Origin of the sequence: Mucilaginibacter flavus (assembly GCF_030409315.1) — a bacterium.
Classification (GTDB): domain Bacteria; phylum Bacteroidota; class Bacteroidia; order Sphingobacteriales; family Sphingobacteriaceae; genus Mucilaginibacter; species Mucilaginibacter flavus.
Genome location: NZ_JAUFPS010000036.1, coordinates 44,032 through 70,539 on the forward strand (window position 1 = coordinate 44,032; position 26,508 = coordinate 70,539).

Annotated in this window: 21 protein-coding genes; 6 read left to right on the plus strand and 15 right to left on the minus strand. The window is 42.2% G+C overall.

Annotation, left to right across the window (positions count from 1 at the left end; translation table 11 throughout):
* The first annotated feature begins 515 nt into the window (after positions 1-515).
* The 3 genes from QWZ17_RS16805 to QWZ17_RS16815 are packed head-to-tail and all read left to right on the plus strand — an operon-like array spanning position 516 to position 3,908.
* Complete coding sequence (locus QWZ17_RS16805) at positions 516-1,196, plus strand: vWA domain-containing protein (RefSeq protein ID WP_290306437.1); 681 nt, start codon at positions 516-518, stop codon at positions 1,194-1,196.
* Positions 1,106-1,975: a PP2C family serine/threonine-protein phosphatase gene (locus QWZ17_RS16810; RefSeq protein ID WP_290306438.1), complete on the plus strand. Its 870-nt coding sequence runs from the start codon at positions 1,106-1,108 to the stop codon at positions 1,973-1,975. Before QWZ17_RS16805 ends, QWZ17_RS16810 begins: the two co-directional genes overlap by 91 nt.
* On the plus strand, positions 1,956-3,908 hold the full coding sequence (locus QWZ17_RS16815; protein ID WP_290306439.1) for a helix-hairpin-helix domain-containing protein: 1,953 nt from the start codon (positions 1,956-1,958) through the stop codon (positions 3,906-3,908). The genes QWZ17_RS16810 and QWZ17_RS16815 overlap by 20 nt, the downstream gene beginning before the upstream one ends.
* A 293-nt stretch (positions 3,909-4,201) precedes the next feature.
* On the opposite strand, the gene QWZ17_RS16820 is transcribed toward QWZ17_RS16815, so the two are convergent.
* The 4 genes from QWZ17_RS16820 to QWZ17_RS16835 all read right to left on the minus strand — a co-directional run bounded on the left by QWZ17_RS16820 (position 4,202) and on the right by QWZ17_RS16835 (position 9,509).
* The gene (locus tag QWZ17_RS16820) at positions 4,202-5,215 is read right to left on the minus strand and encodes a hypothetical protein (protein ID WP_290306440.1); all 1,014 of its coding nucleotides are present in this window, start codon (positions 5,213-5,215) and stop codon (positions 4,202-4,204) included.
* A gap of 22 nt (positions 5,216-5,237) precedes the next feature.
* Entirely contained in the window at positions 5,238-7,094 is a 1,857-nt protein-coding gene (hscA, locus tag QWZ17_RS16825; protein ID WP_290306441.1) for a Fe-S protein assembly chaperone HscA, read from the minus strand.
* A gap of 195 nt (positions 7,095-7,289) precedes the next feature.
* Positions 7,290-8,606 (minus strand): MFS transporter, encoded by a 1,317-nt coding sequence (locus tag QWZ17_RS16830; protein WP_290306442.1) that lies wholly within the window; start codon positions 8,604-8,606, stop codon positions 7,290-7,292.
* 93 nt (positions 8,607-8,699) lie between these two features.
* The gene (locus tag QWZ17_RS16835; RefSeq protein WP_290306443.1) at positions 8,700-9,509 is read right to left on the minus strand and encodes an SDR family oxidoreductase; all 810 of its coding nucleotides are present in this window, start codon (positions 9,507-9,509) and stop codon (positions 8,700-8,702) included.
* A gap of 231 nt (positions 9,510-9,740) precedes the next feature.
* Between QWZ17_RS16835 and QWZ17_RS16840 the strand changes: the two genes are divergently transcribed.
* Together QWZ17_RS16840 and QWZ17_RS16845 are read left to right on the plus strand one after the other, a co-directional pair.
* On the plus strand, positions 9,741-10,673 hold the full coding sequence (locus QWZ17_RS16840; RefSeq protein WP_290306444.1) for a hypothetical protein: 933 nt from the start codon (positions 9,741-9,743) through the stop codon (positions 10,671-10,673).
* A gap of 15 nt (positions 10,674-10,688) precedes the next feature.
* Entirely contained in the window at positions 10,689-11,210 is a 522-nt protein-coding gene (locus tag QWZ17_RS16845) for a DUF6886 family protein (protein ID WP_290306445.1), read from the plus strand.
* Between the two features lie 79 nt (positions 11,211-11,289).
* Here the strand turns inward: QWZ17_RS16845 and QWZ17_RS16850 are convergent, their stop codons facing one another.
* The 3 genes from QWZ17_RS16850 to QWZ17_RS16860 all read right to left on the minus strand — a co-directional run bounded on the left by QWZ17_RS16850 (position 11,290) and on the right by QWZ17_RS16860 (position 15,377).
* Positions 11,290-13,611, minus strand: coding sequence for a S9 family peptidase (locus QWZ17_RS16850; RefSeq protein WP_290306446.1), 2,322 nt, complete (start codon positions 13,609-13,611; stop codon positions 11,290-11,292).
* 262 nt (positions 13,612-13,873) lie between these two features.
* On the minus strand, positions 13,874-14,383 hold the full coding sequence (locus QWZ17_RS16855) for a DinB family protein (protein ID WP_290306447.1): 510 nt from the start codon (positions 14,381-14,383) through the stop codon (positions 13,874-13,876).
* 130 nt (positions 14,384-14,513) lie between these two features.
* Positions 14,514-15,377: an SDR family oxidoreductase gene (locus tag QWZ17_RS16860; protein ID WP_290306448.1), complete on the minus strand. Its 864-nt coding sequence runs from the start codon at positions 15,375-15,377 to the stop codon at positions 14,514-14,516.
* Between the two features lie 157 nt (positions 15,378-15,534).
* On the opposite strand from QWZ17_RS16860, the gene QWZ17_RS16865 reads away from it, so the two are divergent.
* Complete coding sequence (locus tag QWZ17_RS16865) at positions 15,535-15,762, plus strand: hypothetical protein (RefSeq protein WP_290306449.1); 228 nt, start codon at positions 15,535-15,537, stop codon at positions 15,760-15,762.
* A 64-nt stretch (positions 15,763-15,826) separates the two neighbouring features.
* Here the strand turns inward: QWZ17_RS16865 and QWZ17_RS16870 are convergent, their stop codons facing one another.
* The 8 genes from QWZ17_RS16870 to QWZ17_RS16905 form a co-directional block, all read right to left on the minus strand.
* Positions 15,827-17,116, minus strand: a complete 1,290-nt coding sequence (locus QWZ17_RS16870) for an MFS transporter (protein WP_290306450.1) — start codon at positions 17,114-17,116, stop codon at positions 15,827-15,829.
* 19 nt (positions 17,117-17,135) lie between these two features.
* A complete protein-coding gene (locus tag QWZ17_RS16875) occupies positions 17,136-17,795 on the minus strand; it encodes a bifunctional 4-hydroxy-2-oxoglutarate aldolase/2-dehydro-3-deoxy-phosphogluconate aldolase (RefSeq protein ID WP_290306451.1) in 660 nt (219 codons plus the stop codon).
* Positions 17,792-18,832 (minus strand): sugar kinase, encoded by a 1,041-nt coding sequence (locus QWZ17_RS16880; RefSeq protein WP_290306452.1) that lies wholly within the window; start codon positions 18,830-18,832, stop codon positions 17,792-17,794. Before QWZ17_RS16880 ends, QWZ17_RS16875 begins: the two co-directional genes overlap by 4 nt.
* The gene (uxaC, locus tag QWZ17_RS16885) at positions 18,832-20,241 is read right to left on the minus strand and encodes a glucuronate isomerase (protein ID WP_290306453.1); all 1,410 of its coding nucleotides are present in this window, start codon (positions 20,239-20,241) and stop codon (positions 18,832-18,834) included. The genes QWZ17_RS16880 and uxaC overlap by 1 nt, the downstream gene beginning before the upstream one ends.
* A gap of 9 nt (positions 20,242-20,250) precedes the next feature.
* Positions 20,251-21,450, minus strand: coding sequence for a mannonate dehydratase (gene uxuA / locus QWZ17_RS16890; protein WP_290306454.1), 1,200 nt, complete (start codon positions 21,448-21,450; stop codon positions 20,251-20,253).
* A 357-nt stretch (positions 21,451-21,807) separates the two neighbouring features.
* On the minus strand, positions 21,808-23,493 hold the full coding sequence (locus QWZ17_RS16895; RefSeq protein WP_290306538.1) for a sodium/sugar symporter: 1,686 nt from the start codon (positions 23,491-23,493) through the stop codon (positions 21,808-21,810).
* A 52-nt stretch (positions 23,494-23,545) separates the two neighbouring features.
* Positions 23,546-24,874 (minus strand): xylose isomerase, encoded by a 1,329-nt coding sequence (gene xylA / locus QWZ17_RS16900; RefSeq protein WP_290306455.1) that lies wholly within the window; start codon positions 24,872-24,874, stop codon positions 23,546-23,548.
* A gap of 134 nt (positions 24,875-25,008) precedes the next feature.
* A complete protein-coding gene (locus tag QWZ17_RS16905) occupies positions 25,009-26,487 on the minus strand; it encodes a xylulokinase (protein ID WP_290306456.1) in 1,479 nt (492 codons plus the stop codon).
* Positions 26,488-26,508: the final 21 nt, after the last annotated feature.

Sequence of the window (26,508 nt, forward strand, 5' to 3'; positions counted from 1 at the left end):
AGTAAATTTTGTTAGTAAAACGACGGGATGTGGATCAGTAGTGATTGGCGTTACGGCTGGTTCATCATCCAAACTACCGGCAAGGCTACCTTGCCGGTTTTGTTATTTATAGATCATAGTTTCATTTCAGGGGTATGGTATTTTAAAAATTTCTGATACATGCGCATACCTCAACCTTCGGGTTCCCGACCGGCACGTTATGGCATTGATCACTAAAAATCAGGAGAATATGGGTTGCCAGGTTAGCAACAACAGCAGGTGCAACACATTTGCATGGTTACCGGTAGTAATAAAGAATGAGCGTAAAAATTTGTCTTCATTTCAATTATTTGATAAGGCAAATATATAAACTTTTTTAAATTATCCATAAAATCTATAGTTTTAGTAGAATTTAATTGATATTAATCACTCTTTTTATTTGAAATCATCCACTTTAGCGCCAAATTGGGCATTGCCCTCCCCTTTCGTCGCCAATTTTGCGTAAATTAGCATCACAATAAAACAGAAAGATTGATATGAGTATGGATGAATATGTATCGTTTGAGCAAATTCCCTTTGGTTCGGATGATTTTGCTAACAACCCTGAATCGAGGTGTCCTTGTTTGTTATTGCTGGATACTTCGGGTTCTATGGGGGGCATGCCTATCCAACAATTAAATGAGGGAGTACTTACCCTCAAAAGCGAACTCATCAACGATCCGTTGGCTTCAAAACGGGTGGAGGTAGCTATGGTTACCTTTGGGCCGGTAAGCCTTAAACAGGATTTTACTACGGTAGATAATTTCTTCCCCCAGCCATTAAGTGCCGAGGGCGATACGCCGATAGGTGCCGCTATTACTACCGGCATTGATATGATTGCCAAACGCAAACAGGTGTATAAAGAGAACGGCGTTGGGTATTATAAACCATGGATAATTTTAATTACCGATGGTGCCCCTACAGATAGCTGGCACCACGCAGCCGACCTGGTACGCGAAGGCGAAGAAAAAAACTCTTTCGCGTTCTTCGCTATTGGCGTTGAAGGTGCAAGTATGGATACGCTTGCTAAATTATCAGTGCGCAGTCCTATCAAATTAAAAGGCTTAATGTTCCGCGAATTTTTCCTGTGGCTTTCATCATCAATGAAAATGGTATCGAGCAAAAACCCGGGCACACCAACAAAATTGCTACCGCCAACCGGCTGGGGAGAAGTATGATCTGGAAGGTTATTGCCCAAAGCGTTATTGGTTCATCACATGTAGCAGGCGGTAGAGGTTGTGAAGATGCTGTGCGCTATTGCCAGGTGCCATTACCCGATGGCGATGAGGCTTTAATAGGCTTTGTGAGCGACGGTGCGGGAAGCGCGGCACATGCCGCAGAAGCATCTACCCTGGCCGTAAACCAAAGTGTCCAAATTGTACATAATTGGATTATCGCCGGAAAAGAAATTGATGATATTGCCTTAATGGAGCTGGCAGAACAGGTATACGATAAACTTGATCAGGTAGCTCAGAAAAAAGAAGCAGCTTTAAATGAGTTTTCGTGTACGTTGCTGGGCTTTGTGCTGCTGCCGCAAAAAGCCTGTTTTATGCAAATTGGTGATGGTGCCATAGCCCGCAATGATGGTAGCGGTTACTTTACCCATTTATGGTGGCCTCACAATGGCGAATACCAAAACACCACCGCCTTTTTAATAGATGACCCAAGCTTAAAAAACCTAAAAACCAAGGTAATAGATGAAAGCATCGCCGAAGTTGCACTGTTTACAGATGGCCTTCAAATGCTTGCTTTGAATAACGAAACAGAAACAGTTCATCAACCTTTTTTGAATGATCTGTTCAAAGTTTTACGCATGACGGAAAATGCCGCACACATAGATATTTTAAACAACAGGTTAGCCGGCTATCTTGCCAGCGACACCATTAACAGCCGCACAGACGATGATAAAACCCTGTTGCTGGCCACAAGGCTAAAAAATGGCAAACAGGTGGTATAGCGGCTTAAAAGGCACCACGTACACCGTAGGCCGGCAAATTGGCGAAGGCGGTGAGGGTACTATCCATGAAGTGCAGGAGAATAGTACACTTGTACTAAAAGTGTACAAGGAAGCTGTTGACCGCGATAAAGCTGATAAATTGGTATACATGGCCTCGGTAACCGACCCGGAACTGGCCAAGTTTGCCGCGTGGCCTGTTGATGTTCTTAAAGACAACGCGGGCAGATTTGCCGGCTTTGTAATGCGCAAGCTTACCGGATTTGTGCCGTTGCACATGCTGTTTAGTCCGATGGATAGGAAGAAATTATTTCCCGACAAAGGCTATAACTTTTTGATCCATGTTGCGCGTAACCTGGCCACTGCTTTCCACAAGATTCATCAATTGGGTATAGTAGTTGGCGATATTAATGAAGCCAATATACTGGTAAACGGCACCGGCATGATTGCTTTGATAGACTGCGATTCTTTCCAGGTTAAAAACGGCAACCGCTATTATTTTTGCGAAGTGGGTATCCCCCGTTACACCCCACCAGAGCTGTTACAAATGGGTTCATTTGAAAAAGTGGTGCGCACCGTTAATACCGATAGCTTTTCGCTGGCTACACTCATTTTCCAGCTGCTTTTTATGGGCCGTGCTCCTTTCACGGGTGTTAACCGCAGCAAGGGTGATTTTGAAGAAGATGCAGCCATTAAAGAGCGTGAGTTTGCTTATTCGTTACGCAGGGTAAATAAAAAACTTACCCCCGCGCCCAACAGCTTAAATCTTAAAGATTTTACACCTGGACTTATCAACTCTTTCCATGCCGCATTTGAGGGAAATACCGTCCGGCCCGAGCCCAAGCAATGGGTTTTAGATCTGGACGAGTTTAACAAGGAGATTATCCGCTGCGGGCGCTCAGGTTTACATTTTTATCCCAAAACATTGCAGGATTGCCCCTGGTGCGCTTTCCGCGACAGGGCCGGAATTGTTTATTTTATGGAAGATGCTCATCTTAAAGGCATTCCCGAATTACAGGATATAGAACAGTTTGTAAACGGATTTAAGTTAGAAAATCTCGAAATTCGTAAACTAGCCGATACTTTCACCTCAGGATCAATAAAGGCCGCCCCTATTGATCCATATTACAAAAAACTATTTTATAATAACCGGGGTACACAAATTGCTGCCATAGTAATTACTTTACTTGTATGCCTTACTGTTAGCTGGTGGTTTATTTCTTTTGGACCTGTTTTTTTAGTGATCTATAATTATTTGGCGCCGTCATCTACCAAATTAAAAGCCGAGTTAAACAATAAAAAAACAGAATTTATAGGTCTGCAAGATAAATTTCAGGCATTAGTTAAAAAACACAACCAACCGCCCGAAATGAACAAGTACAATGCGTCGGCCAAAAAGCTAACAGATTTGATAACCACCTTTAGATCACTGCCTGTTGAGTTTCAAAATAAAAAAAGGAGAATAGAAGAAAAACATTACAACATTAAACACCAGGTTCACTTACAGCAGTTTGATGTGCGTAATTATCCTATTCCTACTTTCGGTCCAGCGAAAAAGGAGTTGATCTATAACAACGGCATCCGTACGGCTGCCGATCTGTATAAACTTCAAACACAAAAAATCACAGGTATCGGCCCCAAAAACATCCAGATATTGTACGATTGGCGTCGGCAAATTGGCACTGGTTTTTCATACGTGCCAGATACGGTAGCTATTGACCGCGAAATTAGCTATACGGCCAACGAACTCTATATTAAAAAACGCAAACTCGAAAACGAGATTAAAGGCGAATACAAAAGTTTAGCTACCTTAAGGGCAAGCATCATTACCACTACTGAGCTTTTGGAAAAACAATATGTAGCCTTAGGTACAAGGCTCTATCAGTCTAAAGTTGATCTGGAAGCTTTTGAAGGCATTGCCGGGAGCTGGTTTTAATAGCAGGCGACAATGGAAATCGCTTTTAACATTTTCATACAAGGATAGATGTTTCAATGAGCTCACCTGCAGGTAGCCGCGATGCGGCATCTTGTCTGGTTCATTTATTTCTACAAACCGGTAGCCGCTATGCGGCATTGAATATTTAAAAAAAATGCCGTATGGCGGCTACCTATTTATAGAGAAAGTATTTTATTTTTTTGCTCCATAGGGAGCTACCTTTTACCACGCAAATCTTTGAAAGCGATTTCCCTGAACAACCGCCAATCAAAAAATACATCTTAAATCTTATCCTATTGATATTGAATATATATCGGTGCCGGTTTTAAGGCCAATACTTCTTTAGGAGTCAACATGCGGTGAGGGACGTTTTTAATATCGTTTTTATAGAACAATTTAAAACCGGTAAACTGCACAGGCTCTTCAGAGATGAAATACTTATAGGTTCCTTTTTTAAGGTCGGGACCACCCCAGCCATCCATATCCATCACTACCTGCACCTCTTTACGCAGCTTAATATCTTTATAATTGGTAACCATGCGTTTAGTGAAGCGGTGCACCACAAATATTTTAGGCGGAAGGTTGTTTTTCTTTACGATATCTTTCAGGTAGTCGGTTACATAGTTAATATCATCGGCATCAAATGTTCCTATACGTTTGCCGGGGATACTACCCTCTTTCATTGAAAATTCAGGGTCGATGCCTAAATGTACATTAGGCATTTTCATGTATTTTTCAAGCAAAGGCAACTCCTTTTGTACAGTACTAAAACCTACCTGGATATCTAAAAACACCAATGCGTTGATGCTTTTGGCCATCGTAATCACCTGGTCTATCTGGCTAAAAGGCATCCGTAAATTGTGCAAACCATTACGGCCGGCATCTGCCTGGGCGGTTACACATATGTAATGCAGGGCTGGTACAACCGGGGTTAAGGTATCGGCAGCTGCCCAAACTTTAACTTCGCCTTTCAGTTTTTCCAGCATTACTTTAGGGGCATATTCGCCCAATACGCCCATATTTTTTGAGTACATGTTACCGTAAAAAGCAACGATACGGTTAAATGGTAAAATAGCGCCGGGTAAAGGCAAAGGGGATTTTTTTACCGGCCATCTGCCTGTTTTATCGCCATTGGCCAAACGCTTCATCAGCGAATCATAACGCATGGTGTCAATAGTGGCAGCCTTTACAGTAGTGTCTTTTATACTTTCAATGCCGACTCTTTTAGCGTAAACTTTATTAAATGAACCTGTTAAACAAACAGCCGCGACTGTTAAAAATGTAAATACCCCTGTAATTTTGTTCATGTATAAAGTTTAGTCCTGTATATTACTCAATGCTTTTGCCGCGCATTGCAGTGCTGATTGCCTGATCCATCAAACGCTCGGCAAACGGGCGGGTAAATTCATTGATCTCATCAATATTTTTCAGGATCAAATCTTTGTCGCCCGTTTCAATGGCGGCCTTGAGGTTAACAAGATATTGGTTGGTTTGTTCTGTCTCTTCTGCAGTTACGTAGCTGCCATTTTTCCGCAGGAAATTTTCAACGGTGTAGACCATTTGATTGCCTTCAGTTCGGGCTTCAATAACCATGCGGGCGCTTACGTCGTCTTTAGCATGGGTAATGCTATCCATCAGCATTTGTTCTACCTGGTCATCGGTAATGCCATAAGTAGGTTTCACCTCCACTTCCTGCTTAACACCAGATCGTAGTTCAATAGCCTGAATGGTAAGGATACCATCGGCATTCAACAAAAAGTTAATATCAACTTTAGGGAAACCAGCCGGCATGCTCGGAATACCTTTCAGGTTAAACTCGGCCAGTTTACGGTTTTCCTTAATCAAATCGCGTTCGCCCTGGTAAACGGCTATTTTCATATTTACCTGGCCATCAATTGATGTGGTATACTGCCGGCCTCCTTTAGTAGGTACTTTGCTGTTACGCGGAATAATAACATCCATTAAACCGCCCATAGTTTCAATACCCAGGGATAGCGGAGTAACATCAAGTAACAGGATATCTTTACGATTACCGGCTAATATATCAGCCTGAATGGCAGCGCCTAAAGCGACAACCTCATCAGGGTTAAGATTATCATGAACCGGGCGTTCAAAAAATTCTGCTACCATTTTCTTCACCAGCGCTGTACGGGTAGATCCGCCCACCATTACTACCTCATCAATTTCTTTAATAGTTAGCTTAGCATCCTTTAAAGCGTTTTTACAGGCGGTTATAGTCTGCAGTACTTTAGGTGTAATAAGCTCTTCAAAGGTATTTCGGTCAAGCGTGCACCAAATTTCTCCTATCTTTTCATTAAATAAACTTTGATAGCTAAATGCTTTCTTGGCTTCCTCGGCTTTTAAGCGTAGTTGTTGCGCTAATTCGTTATCGGCAATTACCTCAGCTTTATTAAGATTGTTTTTTTCAATCCAATAGTCAACAATGATCCTGTCAAAATCATCGCCGCCTAAAAAGGTATCGCCATTGGTTGATAGTACTTCAAAAATTCCGTTTTGGATCTGCAGTATCGATACATCAAAAGTACCGCCGCCTAAATCGTAAACAGCTATGGTTTTCGTTTCTTCGGGATCAAGACCGATACCATAAGCCAAGCTCGCGGCAGTAGGCTCGTTAACAATGCGCAATACATCCAAACCGGCAAGTTTACCGGCATCACGGGTAGCCTGGCGTTGCGAATCATTAAAATAAGCCGGCACAGTGATTACCGCGCGGTTTACGGGTGTTTTAAGCGCATGTTCGGCACGGGCTTTCAGTTCTTTTAATATCAGGGCCGATAATTCAATAGGTGTATAAAACTTATCGCCCACCTTTATTTTTACAAGACTTTCACTATCGTCGTCGATTACCTTGTATGAAAAGAAATCTTTATAGTTTTCAATATCATGGTAGCTACGACCCAACAAACGCTTAACCGAAAACACGGTATTTTGAGGATCGGTAGTTAAATATTCTTTTGCTTCGTTACCAACCAATACATCACCGGTTTGGCCAAAATGTACTACCGAAGGCACCAACACACCTTTGCCGGTATCGTTTATTACAAGGGGTTGTTTTTCGGGATTGATGAATGCTACCAACGAATTAGTGGTACCCAAATCAATACCAACAATAATATCTTCTTTTTGCAGCGATCCTGTTGCCAGGTTTATAGAAACTTTAGCCATTACTTTTTTTTAACAAACGGCAAATGTACTTAGTTTTGGGCTATGCTTTGTCTTTTCAATATCTAATTATTGTCGGAATCAGAATTTACAGAATTTTAGAATTTTCAGAATACTTACACGGTACCGCTTTAAATTCTGTTAATTTTTAAATTTTGTAAATTCTGATTCAGACAACTCTTCAAATTCTGATTCAGATTATACCACTGCCTCTTCGGCTGTTTGTTTGTTTTGAAATAACAACAGGGAAATCAACAGTAAAAATCCGATCACGAAGAAACCGTCGAGCACCAGGGCCGAATCGCGCATTTCGCCTGTAGTTGCCTCTACAAAGCCAAAGGTGAAAAGCCCAACTACGATAGACAGTTTTTCGGTAACATCATAAAAACTAAAGTATGATGCGGTATCGGGAATATTTGGAGGAATGAATTTAGAAAATGTTGAACGTGATAACGATTGTACCCCTCCCATTACTAAACCTACTACCGCTGCCGCAACATAAAACTGGTTAGCATTGGCAATAAAATATACCCCGGCACATATCAAACACCAGATAGCCACTACTGCCGAAAGCGCTCTTACATTACCAAACTTTTCTGATGCCTTGGCGGTAATGGCAGCACCAATAATGGCAACCACCTGTATGATGAGGATAATGGTTATCAAATCGTCATCGGGCATTTTAAGTTCTTTGGCGGCAAAGTTGGCGGCAACCAGCATAATGGTTTGCACCCCTACAGAGTAGAAGAAAAAGGCCGGTAAAAATCTTTTGAGCAATGGCAATTGCTTAACCTTTTTCCAAACTTTGGCCAGTTCTTTAAAACCACCTGTAAATACATTATACTCGTGCGAGCCCGCGTTTGGAACGCCCTTTGGCAATAAATAAAAAGGAATTAATGAGAAACCTATCCACCAAATGGCCACAATAAGAAACGATAATTGCGCCGAAAAATCTTCGGTAATGCCAAACCATTTATGTCCCAATACAAACACAAAACATAGCAGCTGCACTACAATACTTCCAGCAAAACCATAGATAAAACCTTTGGCACTTACTGCATCCTGCTGATCGACAGTGGCAATTTGCGGCAGGTAAGAGTTATAAAATACGAAGCCCCCGCAATAACCAACAGAGGCCAGGCCGAAACAGATCATCCCAAATTCAAACGTGGACATTTTGAAAAAGAATAAGCCAAAACAAGCCAGTGCGCCCAACCAGGTAAACATTTGCAGGTAAAGTTTCTTTTGCCCTTTATAATCGGCAATGGAGGTAAGAATGGGCAGTAAAACTACAATAAGCAAATACGATGCGCCTAATACATAATTAGATAGCACGGTATTTACATACTTATGGCCAAAAAACGAAACTATGCCTTTGGGGTTTTTATCCTGCGTAATACCAACATAATAAGCAGGGAATATGGTTGACGTAATCACCATATTATACGATTGGTTAGCCCAATCGAACATAGCCCATGCCCGGATGGTTTTCTTGTTATTTTTTTCTTGAGTCATGAATAGTGAGTGGTTGATTTGGTTGATTGAGTGAATGGTTGCTTGATTAACGTATTAAAACTACTCACCAATCAACCATTCACCACTCACCAATTATTTTATCCCGTAATGATCGTTCATTAACTTAACAAATATCGACCCGGGTAAAATGGCTTTAAGTGTAGGCACAATAGTTTGGCCTATGGCGCCAACCAAGTAGCTGTGCGCCGGTTTTGATTTATTAACTATTTTAACAATTTGGGCAGCTAATTTAGCTGGAGCTGCGCCAATGCTTTCGTCTTTTTCCATGGCGGCAACGGCAGCATCAAATTCTTTTTTTAGCTGATCGTTTTTGATGGTGAAAGGCAGTTTTTCGCGATTACCGGTAAAGTCGGTTTTGAAATCACCAGGGTTTACTACCGATACTTTAACGCCGGTGTTCTGTAACTCCATGCGCAGGCTTTCAGAGTAACCTTCAATAGCGAATTTCGACGCGCTATATAAACCTTGATAAGGCAAACCAAACAAACCGGCCAATGAGCCAATGTTGATTACCAAACCGGTTTTCTTTTCTATCATACCCGGTAAAACGGCACTGCTTACACGTACCACACCAAAAAAGTTAACCTCAAACTGTTTCTTCGCGGCGTCAACAGGCATCGCGTATAGCGGACCGGTGATACCATTTCCTGCATTGTTTACCAGTACATCTATTTTGCCTTCGGCTTTAATAATGGTTGCAACAGCTGCGTTTACAGATGCATCGTCGGTAACATCCATTTGTAATGGATTAAATGAAACATCGGCAATACGTTTAATATCGCGTGTTGTGCCATAAACGGTATGACCTTCAGCTGCTAAAGCGGTTGCCGTGGCCAAACCTAAACCAGATGATGCCCCTGTTACAAGAATTACTTTTTTCATTTTTTATTTTAGTGATTGATTCTTAAGTTTTGAGTTATTTATGCAGGGAAATAATTTCATAAAACTAAAAAAATTTAGTCACTACCGGCTAAAGGATAATTAAAAAACTTTTTAACCATAACCGGCAGCCAAACCACCCCTATTTTCGAACAAAACTCACGCAAACTTTATAATTACTTGGTTATATTTGAGCAATATTGATAAAACGTTTTACTAAATACATTTACTTTTATGAAAATTGTTACCAGCATTATTGCAGGTTTAATTGGGGGCACTATTTCCCTGTCATGCCAGGCAAATACGTCATCCTTACGCAACACAAAAATCGAAACCGTAGCCGATACCACCAGCATACCTCCTTATAAATGGAAGGAACATTGGTTTGAGCACAAACAAATACTAACCCGTGTATTTTACGACGATAATGTAGCGGTTTATTATGATGGCGAGGTAAACAGAACCGTTACCTGGCCGTTTAAAGTAATGGCCGACGTATGGAAATATACCAAAGATACCTACGGGCAGTTTGGCAAAGATGGGCGCCTATTTGTTATTCTCCACTCAGGCAAATACGGCGGTGGTCACCCTTCTACTTATTTTGATGCAAGCCATGATTTTCGTAATGTAATAGACGTAGGCTTAGGTAATTTAAATGCCTGGATGGAACCAACCGGAGAAACCATCCGGATTCCGGTTCATGAGGTTGGGCACATTGTTGAAGGAGCATCTAAAGGAATACATAACTCTCCCTCCTTCCCTATCTGGGGCGATAGCAAATGGATGGAGATTTATATATACGATGTGTTGAAGGCATTAGGTTATAATAAAGAAGCAAATGATATTTACGCCCAGATGCAAACCCAAAAGGATAATTTTCCCCGCCCGGGTACACAGTGGTTTAAAAACTGGTTCTATCCTATTTACAGTGAACATGGTGGTGCCAAAGTGTTAAACCGTTATTTTGAATTATTAGCTGCAAATTTCAGCAAAAAAGGCAAAGCTTATAGCCGCGATATGAACTGGGGCGAGTTTGTTCACTTTTGGAGTGGCGCAGCAGGCGTTAACTTAAAAGCGCAGGCCACCACAGCTTTTGGATGGACGGACGAATGGGAGCAACAGTTTAAACAGGCCCAAAAAGATTTTCCGAATGTGAAATATAAATAACAACTTGGGTAGCATATGAGCTACAGGTTATTCCACATAAGCGAGCAGCCGGGGATTGAACTTTTTGAGCCCCGGCCCTCGCCTTCTGCCTTTGATAAAATAGCGGGCAATGTTGTTTTTGCGATAACAGAACAATTGCTCCATAATTACCTTTTACCGAGGGACTGCCCAAGGGTTACCTGCTATCAATCAGCAAACACAACAATTGACGACAAAGCTCATTTTTTTGGTAATACCACAGCTAATTATATCATAGCCGTCGAAAACAGGTGGCACAAACAAATCGTAGATACCATGCTCTATTGCTATGAGTTTGATACCGCTAATTTTACATTGCTCGATGAATGTGCCGGTTATTACATATCCTATAAACCTGCCCGGCCGGTAAACGTAACCGTTATAATTGATATAATAGATGAGCTTTTAAAACGCAACATCGAACTAAGGTTTATGCCATCAATAATCAACTTCGGCGAAGCGGTAAGCAACTCAAGCCTCAATTTTTCATTGATCAGGATGCGAAACGCCAAGGCATAAAAAAGCATTTGCTTCTGGCTAACGTGCCTTCTGCAAATGCTTTTTTATCTTAATTCTTGATTCTAATCTCTTGACTCTTCTACCTATTCCTCGGGTCTGTTTTTGATTTTAAAACATATTCGTGGGGTGGATCAACACCTAATAGATTTTTTACAAAATAATCCCACCTGCGACGCATCATATATGGCGAGTAAGCACCATATCCGTGCTGGCTATTGGGGAAGATCACCAAATCATAATCTTTATTGGCTTTTTCTAATGCCTCAACTACCAACAGGGTATTGTAAGGTGGCACGTTGTTATCCATCATCCCATGGGCAAGCATTAGTTTACCTTTCAGGTTTTTGGCGTAAAGTTCATTGGCATGTGCAGCATAATCTGAATTGCCTACCAAACCGTCATAGCGTTCGCCCCAATCATCCTCGTAGTTACGATTGTCGTGGTTACCCGATTCTGAGATCCCAACCTTAAAGAAATCAGGATATCTGAACATGGCGGCGGCCGTAGCAAAGCCTCCACCTGAATGTCCCCAGATACCTACTTTGGTGGTATCCATAGGATATTTTGCCGATAACTGCCTGATGCTGGCAATCTGATCTGGCAAGGTGTTTTCTGACATGTTGCCGTAGCTCATATCATGGAAACTTTTTGAACGTAATGGATTGCTGGTGCCTTCTATCACCACAACAATAAATCCTAATTCGGCCAGTGACTGGTTGTCGCCCCTTGATGCCGCGAACGACCAGCTACCAACGCTACCACCCTGCGGACCAGGATAGATATAATCAATAACCGGGTATTTTTTACCGGCATCCATTTTAGTCGGCGTAAATACCAGGCCGTAAATATCGGTTTTGCCGTCATGAGCAATCAGTTTAACCGGGGTTGGCGCATGCCAACCTGTGGCCACTAACCGGGATACATCGCCTTTTTCCAGATCGGCAAGTAACTTGCCGCTCATATCGCGTAATATGGTAACCGGTGCTACATCAGGTTTTGAATAGCTATCAACAAAATAGTTGCCGCCCGGCGAGAAAGTAACATTATGGTTGCCTTCCTCAGGCGTTAATACCGTAAAGTGTTTACCATCAAACCCAATTTTACAAAACTGGCTGAAGTAAGGGTTTTCCTTTTCAAGGCCACCGGCAATAAAATAAATAGTACGGGTTTTCTCGTCAACCTTAACCAGTTTTGTTACCACAAAATCGCCTTTGGTAATTTGATTTTTTACTTTACCGGTAAGGGCATCGTATAAATAAAGATGTCCCCAGTTGTCTCTTTCAGAAAACCAAATGATCTCGTTGGTTTTAGCCAGGTATTTCCAGTTGATGGCACCCCAGCCCGATTCATATTGTGTTTTAACGGTTTCTTCAAAAATCTCTTTAACCGCGCCCGTTGCCGCATCGGCAATACGGAATTTTTCATTTTTATGATCGCGTGAGGTTGATACAAAAGCCAGTTTGCTGGCATCAGCATTCCAATCTACGTCATCAAACGTGCCGCTGCTGCTGATATCGTCGCTCAGCGTAGCGCGGTGCGCGTCCGGAGCTACCTGCAATGCAATCACTTTAGCGTTATCAACATCAATAACTACCCTGCTGATCATCGCTATTTCGTTACCAGGTAACGCGTATTTCCATTCTTTCAAGGTAGGGCTGCCAACGTTAGTGGTTACCAGGTACATGCTGTTTACCTTACGCTGATCCTGCTTAAAAGTGGCTATCTTTTTTGAATCGGGCGACCAACGCAAAATTGCTGCATCTGACGATTGCCAGCCGGCGTTATCTGTAGCATAGCCAAAATCCTTAATCCCATCGGTAGTTAACTGGGTTTGATTACCGGTTTTAACATCACGTACCCAAAGGTTGTAGTCTTTTATAAATGCGGCGCGGTTACCATCTGGTGATAGTACTTCTTCTGTTTTGCCGCGCCTGCCCTGAAAGCCACCACGTTCAGTCTTTCCCTTATCAGCACCCGGGGTAATGATATCAGTACCCAAATCATATTGCCAGTGCTTGCCATCTGCCGAAAACGATAATGTTTTACCATCTGCCGAAAAGCTTATGGTTTGAAAGGGCAGCATATTAGCTTCATACTTATTGCCCGACGCTGCCGATAATACCTGCGCAAGTTTTTCGTGATCAAAAGCTGCTTCACGTGTTTTTTTAACAGGGTCAACCAACACAAATTCGCTGCCTTGAGCAGTTAATACACGGTACCAAAATTTGTCGCCGGGTAACCAGTTGGGCCTAACGTCGGCCCGGTCAATAAACGGGGCAACGTTATAGCTCATAAAGCTTTCGGCGTGTTCGTAATCTTTGCTGGTGAGCGGGCTACCTTGCTGGGCCTGAGAGGCCAAAGCGATAGCCATCGCAGGGATGGTGAGTAAATATTTATTCATGAGTGTCAACTTATGTTTAACGCGCAAATTAATCTTTTTTTGCGATTTGCAAATGTTTAAAGGTTGTTACACACAGGGCAAACGCATTTAAATAGGGTTAACATAACTTAACATATTTTGAGTATATTTTTATTAAATAATTAAAAATCAATTATTTATATTTTAACATAGTTAACCCTCACATTATGGGGAGCTATGAGCAGCGCATCGGGTTGAAACTTCCTTTTTTAATACTTACACCTCAAACATAAGCTGACCTCTTTTAGACACCTATTTTTTTTACCAGGTAAGTAATTTGCCCCATGTGATACCCTTGGTGAACGGTGCGGTTTATCAGAATATTTAATTTATTACGATGTGGTTCTTTCGCAAAATCATCTGCCGATATCGCGCTGTGTTTGGTGAACCAATCTGCCGGTTGCATGGCATCAAATTTTTCTTTAAGAACGGTATTAACGTGGTTCCATGCCGACTTGATATCAGCAATAGATGGTTTTTCCAGTCCGGAAGTATCTGAGTTTTTTAAAAAGATTTCATCCAGGTGAGGGTATAACCTATCGCCTAATTCTAAAAAAGTAAATAAACCATCGCTTACTGCTGTAAGATGGCCTAACAGGTAAGTACCGCTATTACGGTCGGGAGCGGTTTGTGCTGCCAGTTGCTCGTCTGTCAGTTTAGCCAATAAACCATTGAGGCGGGTGTTTTGCAACTCCCAGTTTGATACGGCTATTTTAATGAATAAATCTGTAGTTACGTTTTGTTGAGTTTCCATGATTTTAGTTGACGGTGTTTGTTTTACAAAAAAGTCACTGCGAGGCTATCAATAGGCCCACAATGACTTTTACTTACTTCATTTGTACAATTAAAAGCTGCACATCCGAAATCCGTGTCGAAGGTAAATCTTATATGCTAAACCCGTAATTCTTCAGCCACTTATCTTTGATCTCGGCACGTGATTTTACAAATTCATGATCTGTTCCCTGCGCAATGGCATCAAGCGGGTAGCGTAAGGGGCGTTCGCCTTTGTTAAGGTTAATCAGATGGAGAACGCCATCGGCAATGGTTTGCGGATTCATTTTAAAATCGGCCATTTTGCCGAACATCGCGCCGCCCATAGCATTGAAAGCATTCGCAGCATCATCGCCATAAGCTGCAATGATATCTTCTTTATCTGCATTAAAACCAGCTTTACCACCACTGGTCATTTCGGTTGGATACACGCCGCTTTGTATAGATACGTTTTCAATACCATAGGCTTTTAATTCCTGGTCAAAACCTTCAACTAATGACTCCATGGCAAATTTAGATGCCATGTAAGGTACCATATAGGGCAGTGTAAAACCACTTGCACCGGTAGAAATATTGATAATGAGCCCGCTTTTATGTTCACGCATGGATGGCAATACGGCATCATAGGTACGCAATACACCGTAAAAATTAACTTCAAACATATTACGCACCTGATTTATGGTATAAGCCTCGGCCAAACCAAACCCGCTTACACCCGCGTTGTTTACCAACACATCTATGCGGCCATATTTTTCTAATGAGCCGGCGAAGGCGTTTTTTACAGATTCATCATTGGTTACGTCCAGTTCAACAACATCCACGTTGGGCAGGGCCGATAATTCGATGGCTACGGCTTCATTTTTGCCTGTTGTGCCCCGCATGGCCGCAATTACGGTATGGCCTTCTTTTGCTAATGTTTGAGTTATTAATTTACCAAAACCGGTGCTGGTACCGGTTACTAAAACTATCTTTTTCATTTTGTTATGTGTTATTTACATCACAAAGGTGCGGCAACACAAAACGCTGGTAAATGACATTTGTCAAAAAAATGAGCTTGACATTTGTCAAGAGCGGATGGCGTAGTTTACTGCAAACACAAACACCTGCTATATGTTATTATTAAAATTATAAACTATGGAACAGCAAATTGAGGCTACCCTAACCGGTACCGATAGCACAATTGACGGCACAATACAAGCCATTACCTATGGCAATTTTACAAACGCCTATGAATTTAAATCGATAGACGGAACCCTGCACCTGGTTATTGCCAAAGAGGCCGATGGCGAATGGATAAGATTAACGGGCACAGAACCTTACCTTTCAAGCTGGATTGATGAACTGGCAGAACAGATCAGTTAATTAAATAAAAAATGCAGCTCGCGTATTTGTAGCGGCTGCATTTTTAATATTGATGATCTGTAGCCTATAAATTAACAGGTTTCATTTTAGGTGATAGCAAGTGCATAATGAACCAGGCCAGTAAATAAGCGCAACCGCATATCAGGAAAATTAGGTTATAGCCTATCAATAAATGGCCTCCTTTTTTATAATAATCGAGGATATGTCCTACCAAAAAAGGAAACAATATCCCGCCTACCGAACCAGCCATACCACCAATACCTACTACAGAACTTAATGCTCTTTTGGGGAACATATCTGATGCGGTAGTAAAGATGTTGGCGCTCCAGGCCTGGTGCGCGGCCGCAGCCAGACTAATCAAAGCCACAGCCTGCCATACATTGGTTGCGTACTTGGCAGATATGATGGGCAACACACACAAGGCAAATATTAACATAGCTGTTTTACGCGCTTTGAATACCGGCCAACCCTTTTTTATAAAATACGATGACAGATACCCGCCGCCAATACTGCCTATAGATGTAGCCGTATAAACCAAAATTAAAGGCAAACTGGGTTTCTTTAAATCGAGGTTGAATGTGCTTGAAAAATAAGAAGGCAACCAAAACAGGAAAAACCACCAGATTGGATCGGTTAAAAACTTACCAATTACAAACGTCCAGGTTTGCCTGATGCCAAAAAGCTCGATCCATTTTATCTTCGTTTCATTTTCTGTTACAGATGCAGTTTCACTATCACTGTTGATATAAGCCAATTCTTCCTGGCTTACTTTTTTATGTTTTGACGGTATCTCATAAAATATCCACCAAAAAACAAGCCAGATGAAGCCAATTGCCCCGGTAATTAAAAACGCCATCTGCCAGCCGTAAATACCCAATATCCAGGGCACCATAACGGGCGCAACAACCGCCCCGATGTTGGCACCCGAATTAAATATTCCGGTTGCAAACGCCCGCTCTTTTTTAGGAAACCACTCGGCAACCACCTTAATTGCCGCCGGGAAATTACCAGATTCGCCTACGCCCAAAGCAGCCCTTACCACACCAAACCCAAAAGTGCTTTTTACAATGGCGTGTAACATGGCAGCTACGCTCCAAACAATAAGCGATATGGTGTAACCTAACTTGGTGCCAATTTTATCAATAAAGCCTCCAAAAACCAACAAACCAGCTGCATAGGCCGTTGAGAACGCCATTACGATATAGCCGTAGTCAGATTCTGTCCATTTAAACTCAACCTCCAAAACAGGTTTAAGCAAACCTATAACCTGCCTATCGAGGTAATTTATTGTTGTAGCAAAAAATAAAAGCGAAACTACTACCCATCTATAGTTTCTTGCTTTGGCTTCTCTCATTTATAATTGGTTTAAATTGTTATCTGCTGCTTTGCACTATTTCCAGCAGCTTCACGGTGTCGTTATATAATTGATCGTACAGTTGTTTATCCAATACATTTTTGCTGATGAGTTTACTTCCCATACCCACCGCGCAAACACCAGCCTTAAACCATGCGGTAATGCTGTCAATACTTAAATCAACCCCACCGGTTGGTATAAACAACTGGCCCGAAAACAAATCGCGGATGGAGGATACAAACTCCGGCCCTAAAATATTAGCGGGGAATATTTTTATTAACGCCGCTCCGTTTTGCTGCGCGGTGTAAATCTCGGTAGGCGTCATACAGCCGGGAATCCATAGCAAATTATGATGAGCGGCTATTTTGCCAACCTCCGGGTTAACAATTGGCGATACAATAAAGTCCGCACCGGCATCTATAAAAGCTACAGCTTCTTCGGCGCTTTTTATGGTACCTATGCCTAATTGCAAATCGGGCATTTCTTCTTGTTGTGCCTTTTTTAAAACTTTAAAGTTTTCTAAGGCCGCCGGCCCCCGGTTGGTATACTCAAATACCCGGATGCCTGCTTTGTATAACGTACGCGTAATTTCAAGACTTACCGCGGCATCTTCATAAAAAAAAAGCGGTAATGTGCCCTGGCTTAATATAGCGTTGAGTGCTATCTCTTTTTTGCTCATTGTTCAATAATATTATAAATTTCGTCAACTGTTTTATTGGTGGCATCGCCCTCAATAAACAGTTTGCTGTAGGCTGCCGCTGTAGCAAATTCCAACGTTTGTTGCGGGTCGAGGTCATTGTAAAACCCGTAAATCAATCCTGCCATGAAACAATCGCCACTGCCAACCTTATCAAGCACCTTTTCGGTATCATATTGAGTGGAATTATGCAGTTTACCATCGGCATACAAAGCTGTATAGTAGCTTATCCCCTCGCCGGCATCAAACCTGAAGGTGTTGGCTACTGCTTTGCATTTGGGATATTGCTGCATAATGGTTTCTGAGGTTTGCAAGGCTTCTTTAAGATAAATACTCTTTTGTCCCGATTCATGAATACCCGGTGCTACCGGGATACCGAGCATCAGCTCAGCCGCCCAAACGTTTCCCATTACCAGGTCGGCATGTTTTACAAGGGCCGGCATAATATCTATGGGTTGTTTGCCGTATTTCCACAATCTTGATCGATAATTAAGATCGACCGATATTGTTATATTTCTTGCAAATGCTGCTTCCAGCACTTCTAAGCAAACATCGGCCACGTTTTGGCTTATTGCCGGGCAAATGGCGCTGAAATGAAACCAGCTAACACCAGCTAATACCTTATCCCAGTCAACCTGACCTGGTTTCAGGGTAGCAAATGATGACCCGGCGCGATCATAGATCAGCGCGTTGTTTTTGATATCCTTACCACGGGTTAAATAGTAAAGCCCTATCCTATCGCCTCCTTTAAATACAGGTGACAGGTCAATTTCCTTTGCCTGCAAATGGTTGATGATCTGGGTCGATAATTCATTATCCGGCAAGGCTGTGAAATAGGACGATGGCAAGCCCCAAACAGATAAGGCTGTGGCTACGTTAAGTTCGGCGCCGCCTACAAAAAAAGGTAGTTGATTGTCGTTAAGCCATTCCCCACCGGCATCGGGGCAAATGCGAAGCAGCAACTCGCCAAATGAAAGGATTTTACCTTTAGCAGGTGATGTATTAAGTTGATTACTCATTAGGCTTCGTCGAAATTAAAATAGTTTTTGGCATTGTAGTAGCAAATGTCCTGGATGATTTTACCCGTCCACACTATATCGTTAGGTAATTCGCCGTTTTCAATATCATCACCAAACAGGTTGCACACCAACCTCCGGAAATACTCATGCCGGGGGAAAGACAGGAAACTCCTGGAATCGGTAAGCATACCCACCATCCGGCTCAACAGCCCTATGTTTGAAAGGGCGTTAAGCTGCCTGGTCATCCCATCCTTTTGATCCAGAAACCACCAGGCCGAACCAAACTGAACTTTACCGGCAACAGATCCGTCGTTAAAATTACCGGTCATGGCGGCAAAAAGCTCGTTATCGGCCGGGTTTAAGTTGTATAAAATAGTTTTGGGTAACTGGTTGGTAGTATCCAATTTATTTAAAAACCTTGACAAGGCTTGCCCCTGCGAAAAATCACCGATAGAATCCCAGCCTGTATCCGGCCCAAGTTCGTTTAAGCCACGGGCGTTGTTGTTGCGCAAAGCACCTAAGTGCAGTTGCATTACCCAGCCTTTTTCATGATGCCACAAAGCAAATTGATACAACATGGCCGATTTAAGCTTTAGTATTTCATCTGCCGATAATGTTTGTTTAGCCCTGATTTTTAGAAAGATATCTGCGATTTCAACATCTGTATAGTCGGCGGCGTAAATCTGCTCAAGGCCATGGTCTGATAGTTTGCACCCATTAGCGGCAAAATAATCATGACGGCTTTTTAAAGCGCCAAGGTATTGATCTATATTATCAATACTGGTGTTGCTGATACCCTGTAATTTATCGATATATAAATTCAGGCTGAAAAGATCATCGGCATTCATAGCCTTATCCGGCCTGAAAGTGGGCAATACTTTTACTTCAAAACCATCGGATTTAATTTTTTGGTGATCAGCTAAATTATCTAAGGGATCATCTGTTGTACAAATAACCTCAACATTTTTGTTTTTGATGATTTTACGAACGCTATAGTCTGCCGATTGCAACTTTTGAGTACTATCGGCGTAGATTTTTTTTGCAGTTGCCGGCGATAGTAGATCCGTTATATTAAAATAACGCTGCAATTCTAAATGCGTCCAATGGAAAAGCGGGTTACGTAAGGTATACGGAACAGTTGCCGCCCATTGTTCAAACTTTTCTTCATCGGTTTTATTACCGGTGATGTAATCTTCATTAACACCATTGGCACGCATGGCTCGCCATTTATAATGATCGCCATTAAGCCAAACTCGGGTAATATTTTCAAAATTAATATCATCAGCTATCTGATCGGCCGGTAAATGGCTGTGGTAATCTATAATGGGCAAATCCGCCGCGTACTCATGATATAAACGTTTTGCGGTGGTTGTATTCAGTAAAAAATCTTTATCTAAAAAGTTCTTCATCGGTCAAAATTATTCTTTATCTGCCAAAGAGCGTTTAACTCCCATTTCCAACCCTCTTAATTCTGCAAGCCCCTTTAACCTACCGATAGCCGAATAACCATGATACGTTTTATGATTAAAATCATCTAATATTTTATGTCCATGATCGGGCCGCATGGGTATCGCAATATCATCGCGACCGTCCGCCACACGTTTTTGCTGCTCTAAAACAATCTTTTTCATTACGGCATACATATCAGTGCTTCCGCCAAGATGTTCAGCTTCATAAAAACTGCCGTCGGCCTCCCGTTGTACATTGCGTAAATGCAGGAAGTGAATATGCTCTCCCAATCTATCTACAATTCCCGGCAAATCATTATCGCTCCTGGCTCCTAAAGAACCCGTGCAAAAAGTGATGCCATTACTGGGCGATGGATAAAAGTTAACCAGTTCGGTAAGGTCTTTTTCTGTGGATACCACCCTGGGCAAACCAAGGATTGGAAACGGTGGATCATCGGGATGAATACACATTTTAACGCCCGCTTTTTCTGCCGAAGGGATAACACCCTGCAAAAAATAGGCAAGGTTATTTTTCAAAACGGCTGCATCTATATCGGCATATCGTTTTAAATGTTCTTTAAATTCATCAATTGTAAATGTATCGTCGGTGCCTGGCAGCCCGGCCATCAGGTTACTGATTAACTGGGCGCGTTCATCAGCGGTAATATTATCCAGGTAAGCTTTAGCTACCTTTTGCTGATCATAATTATAATCATCAAAGGCTCCGCTGCGCTCCAGTATGTACAAATCAAACGCGGCAAGGGCTTTGGCATCATATCTTAAGGCTGTGCCCTTATTAGGCAAAACATAATTAAGATCGGTACGGGTCCAGTCAAGTACAGGCATAAAGTTGTAGCAAACCGTATTGATGCCTGCCTTAGCAAGGTTATTGAGTGTGCTTATATAGTTTTCTATATATTTCTCCCTATCTGCCGATGCTGTTCTGATGCTCTCATGGATATTCACACTCTCCACAACCGACCAGCTTAAACCGGCTGCCTCAATCATGTTTTTGCGTTGAAGAATTTCGTCCAGTGGCCAAACTTCACCAACCGGGATGTGGTAAAGGGCTGTAACAATTCCGGTAGCTCCGGATTGAGCGATAGCTGTAAGACTAACCTGGTCGGCAGGGCCGAACCATCTGAATGTTTGTTCTAAATTATTCACCATAGGTTTAATGGCTGTGTTTTTTGTAAGGGGCAAAATACACATCATTATTATAGGATGAAAACCTTATTTGCAACAATCAACTCCAACGTTTGCGTAGGGGCCTCACCTAAAAAGAGCCTCACCTAAATCCTCTCCAAAGGAAAATAGCCTCACCCTGCCCTCTCCAAAGGAGAGGGTTCTGAAAATCATCATATATAAGTCAAAAGTAGTCTTTTGGTAAAGAGCTAAACTTTCTTAACCAAGCAAATCAAAGTCCTCTCCTTTGGAGAGGATTTAGGTGAGACCAAATCTTTTTCACACAAAAAGAGCGGCAAGGTTTCCTCTGCCGCTCTTTCAAATATTTAGTATTACAGTTTACTACCAGAAGATAGAGTAAAGTGCCACTACTATACCGGTAATGATCAGCGAACCTGCCAAAAATCCTTTAGATGTTTTGAACATTGAAGCTTCAATCTCCAAACCGTTAGTTTTAATACCTCTTGCCGCATCAATTTTTGATATGATATACATACCAACAACGCAAATAACAAATACAAAACCCATACGGTCAAGAAATGGTATTTCGTAAACGCCCGTGCCATTATCTTTAGAAAAGCCGTAAGGCGATAGGAAACTCAAATCGGCAATACGCGGCAATAATTTAAAGAAGCACGATAATATGAAACCACCAACAGTTGCAAACATCGCCGCGTTTGAAGTCGCTTTTTTCCAGAAGAAACCAAGGATAAACATGGCGAAGATACCCGGAGATACGAAGCCTGTGTATTCCTGAATATACTGAAAACCTTGTTTACCTTCGCCCATCAGCGCGTTGCCAATGAAGAATGATAACACAACGCCCAATGCTAACGCAACCAATACAGACACTTTACCCAGGTTAACCAATTTTTTATCGGAAGCTTCAGGGTCGATAGCTTTTTTGTAGATATCTAAAGTGAAGATGGTAGCGATACTGTTTGCTTTACCTGCTAAAGAAGCTACAATTGCTGCTGTTAAAGCCGCAAATGATAAACCTTTTAAGCCTGTAGGCAATAAGTTTAATAAAGATGGATAAGCTTTATTCGGATCGGTAACGCCAGAAGCGCTCATCATTTCCTGGTGGAACATACCTTTTTGATATAAAAGGTAAGCGGCAATACCAGGTAATACCACAATAACCGGCATTAACAATTTAAGGAACGCGGCAAACAGGATACCACCGCGCGCGGTTTTAAGATTTGCACCCAGGGCACGTTGTGTAATGTACTGGTTACAGCCCCAGTAGTTAAGGTTGGTGATCCACATACCACCAATCAATACGGATAAACCCGGAAGATCCATGTAATTAGGATTATCCTTCTTGAATATCATATGGAAGTGGTCGGATGCTTCTGAATGCAGTATCTTAAAGCCATTCAATAAACCTGTAGTGCCCTCCTTTTCACTCAATAATGTTAAGGCAAGGTAAGAAGCCATTAAGCCACCTAAAATTAATACCGCTACCTGGATAACATCGGTATAGCCAATTACCTTCATACCACCCAAAGTGATAAATGCCGAGAAAACAGCCAGTAAAATAACGCATAGCCAGATATTTAAACCCGATATACCACTGATTGCCAGTGCACCAAGGTAAAGGATAGACATTAAGTTAACGACGATGTACAGCAACAACCAAAAGATGGCCATGATCATAGCTACAGTGCTATTATAACGCTGATGCAGAAACTGCGGCATGGTGAAAATCTTATTTTTAAGATATACCGGGATAAAAAATGCAGCGACTATGATCAGGGTGATGGCGGCCATCCACTCATAAGTTGATATTGCCAATCCCATTTTAAAAGCAGAACCACTGGTACCAATAAACTGCTCGGCAGAAATATTAGACGCGATTAATGAAGCTCCGATTGCCCACCAGGTAAGCGACCCTTCGGCCAAAAAATAGTCTTTTGAGGTCGCGTCGGCGTTATGCTTACGCTTGTATACCCAGTATCCATAACTGGATACTATAACAAAGTAAATAAAAAACACGACGTAATCGCCGGTCGAGAGGGTTTTCAGGTTCATTGTTTTGGTTAAGTTGGTTTTAATATGTTAGATTGACAATTATAAACTATATATAGCGATTTATCAAATTTTCTAAATATTCTTGTCGGCCACTTATTGTTTTTGGCTCACCATTGGTTATTGCATAGTTACGCAAATCTTCTAATGAAAGCTTACCTGTTTCAAAATCTTTACCGGCACCACTGTCAAACGAAGCATAACGATCTTTGCGGATCTGTTTGTATTCTGATTTTTGCAAAATGTTATCGGCAATAACTAATGCACGGGCAAAAATATCCATACCACCGATGTGCGCGTAGAACAAGTCGGCCGGATCTGTTGAGTTACGACGGATTTTGGCATCGAAGTTAATACCACCACCTTGTAAGCCACCGGCTTCTAAAATGATCATCATTGATTCTGTAATTTCGTTGATATCATTAGGAAACTGATCTGTATCCCATCCGTTTTGGGTATCGCCACGGTTAGCATCGATAGAGCCTAATAAACCCGAATCGGCAGCTACCTGCAACTCATGCTGGAAGGTATGGCCGGCTAAGGTTGCGTGGTTAACTTCAAGGTTCAGTTTAAAATCGTCCATCAAATCATAACGCTGTAAAAAGCCAAGGCAAGTTGCAGCATCATAATCATACTGGTGTTTGGTAGGTTCGCAAGGCTTTGGTTCAATGAAGAAATTACCTTTAAAGCCTTGTGAGCGGGCGTAATCTTTAGCGGTATGTAAAAACTGGGCAAAGTGTTCCTGCTCGCGTTTCATATCGGTATTCAATAAGCTCATGTAGCCTTCACGACCGCCCCAGAAAACGTAGTTTTCGCCGCCTAAAGCTATAGTAGCATCCATTGCAGCTTTAACCTGCGCGCCGGCATGGGCCAGTACATGAAAATCCGGATTAGTTGATGCGCCGTTCATATACCTGCGATGGCTAAACAGGTTTGATGTGCCCCAAAGTAATTTTACACCACTTGCGGCCTGTTTTAATTTGGCATATTCAACCAAAGCCTGTAAACGGCGCTCGTTTTCAACAACATCATTGCCATAATCAACCACATCCACATCATGGAAACAGTAGTATGGCAAATTCATTTTGGTGATAAACTCAAAAGCAGCATCCATTTTGTCCTTTGCACGTTCAACCGCGTCAGTTTTTGCATCCCAGGCAAAAGTGTGTGTAGGGCCGCCAAACGGATCGGCACCATTACCGCAGAACGAGTGCCAGTACGCACATGCAAAACGTAAGTGTTCCTGCATGGTTTTGCCGGCTACTACCCTATCGGCATTGTACCAGCGAAAAGCCAGTGGGTTATCTGATTGAGGGCCTTCGTAGCTGATCTGACCTATCTCTTTAAAAAATTCTTTTTCTCCGGTGGTGATTTTCATATTTCTTAATTATTGAATTACTGAGTTATTTTAATTATCGAATTACTGATTTATTGAATTATTGATTGTTTTGTTTTTTGAATACAGAGTTTTTCATTCTGCTATTTTTTGACTTTTTAATTTTGAATTTTGACTTAACTCAACTGCTTGGTAAGCAAGGCATTCCATTCCTGGTAAACGGGCTCAAAATCAACAGAAAAATTCGGCTCTATCAGTTGGATAGGTTTGGCATTGCTGAATGCCTCTGCCGGCGATTTAAAAACACCGGCACCTATGCCTGCACCCAGGGCCGCGCCTACGCTCCCATCATTGTTGTATAGTTCAACCGGCACGCCGGTGGCGTTCACGAAAGTTTCGGCAAATAGCGGGCTTAAAAACAAGTTGCTTTTGCCGGCACGGATCACCGTTGGGTTCATACCGTTACCGCGCATAATATCAAAACCATACCTGAAAGAACAGGCGATCCCCTCTTGTACCGCCCTGAAAATATGGGCCTGGGTATGCAAGTTAAGATCGATATTTTGGAAATGAGCACCTACTTGTTTATTGTTCAGCATGCGCTCGGCACCATTGCCAAAGGGCAATACCCGCAAACCATCACTGCCCAAAGGAGCTTTTTTAGCTTCTTCGTTAAGTTGGTTGTAGCTTAAGCCTATGCCAAAATTATGTTTAGCCCAGCGGTACATGCTGCCTGTGCCGTTAATGCACAATAGCACACCAAGGCGTTTTTGTTCTTCGGCATAATTCACGTGGGCAAATGTGTTAATGCGCGATTGCTGGTCATATGCCAATTGATCGCTCACGCCATAAATAACGCCCGATGTGCCAGCAGTAGCAGCAACCTCGCCTGGGTTCAAAACATTTAAGGAAAGAGCATTATTAGGCTGATCGCCCGCTTTATAAGTTACCGGAATACCCGCTTTTAAGCCAAGCGTTTGCGCAACAGACGCAAGCAATTGTCCATGTGCCGAAAATACCGGGTTAATTACAGGGAACAGGCTGTGATCAAAACCGAAATAGTTTATTACTTCTTTGGAGATACCATTGGCTTTAAAATCAAAAAAAACGCCTTCTGATAATGCCGATACCGAAGTGGTGATATCTCCGGTTAGCTTCATGGCAATATAATCGCCTGGGAGCATGATCTTATCTATTTTGGCATACACTTCTGGTTCGTTTTCTTTTACCCATGCCAGTTTAGATGCGGTAAAATTGCCCGGCGAATTGAGCAGGTGCGATAAACAATTCTCCTCGCCAATGGTGGCAAAAGCTTTTTCGCCAATTTCAACGGCGCGGCTATCGCACCATATAATGCTGTCACGCAACACGTTTTGATCTTTATCAACCAAAACCAAACCGTGCATCTGGTAGGCTATACCTATGGCAGCAATATTCTGTGCATCATAGGCTTTTTTGGCATGACATCTTTCTAAAGCCTTTAAAGTTTGCTCCCACCACATCAGTGGCGATTGCTCGGCCCAGCCGGGGTGCACAGCCTTTATAGGCGATTCTTCGTCGGGATATTGGGCCGACGCTACTATTTGTTGCGATGCTGCATCTACAACGCTTACTTTAACCGATGACGTGCCTATATCTATCCCTAATAACAGCATGGGTTTTGAGGTGTTATGAAC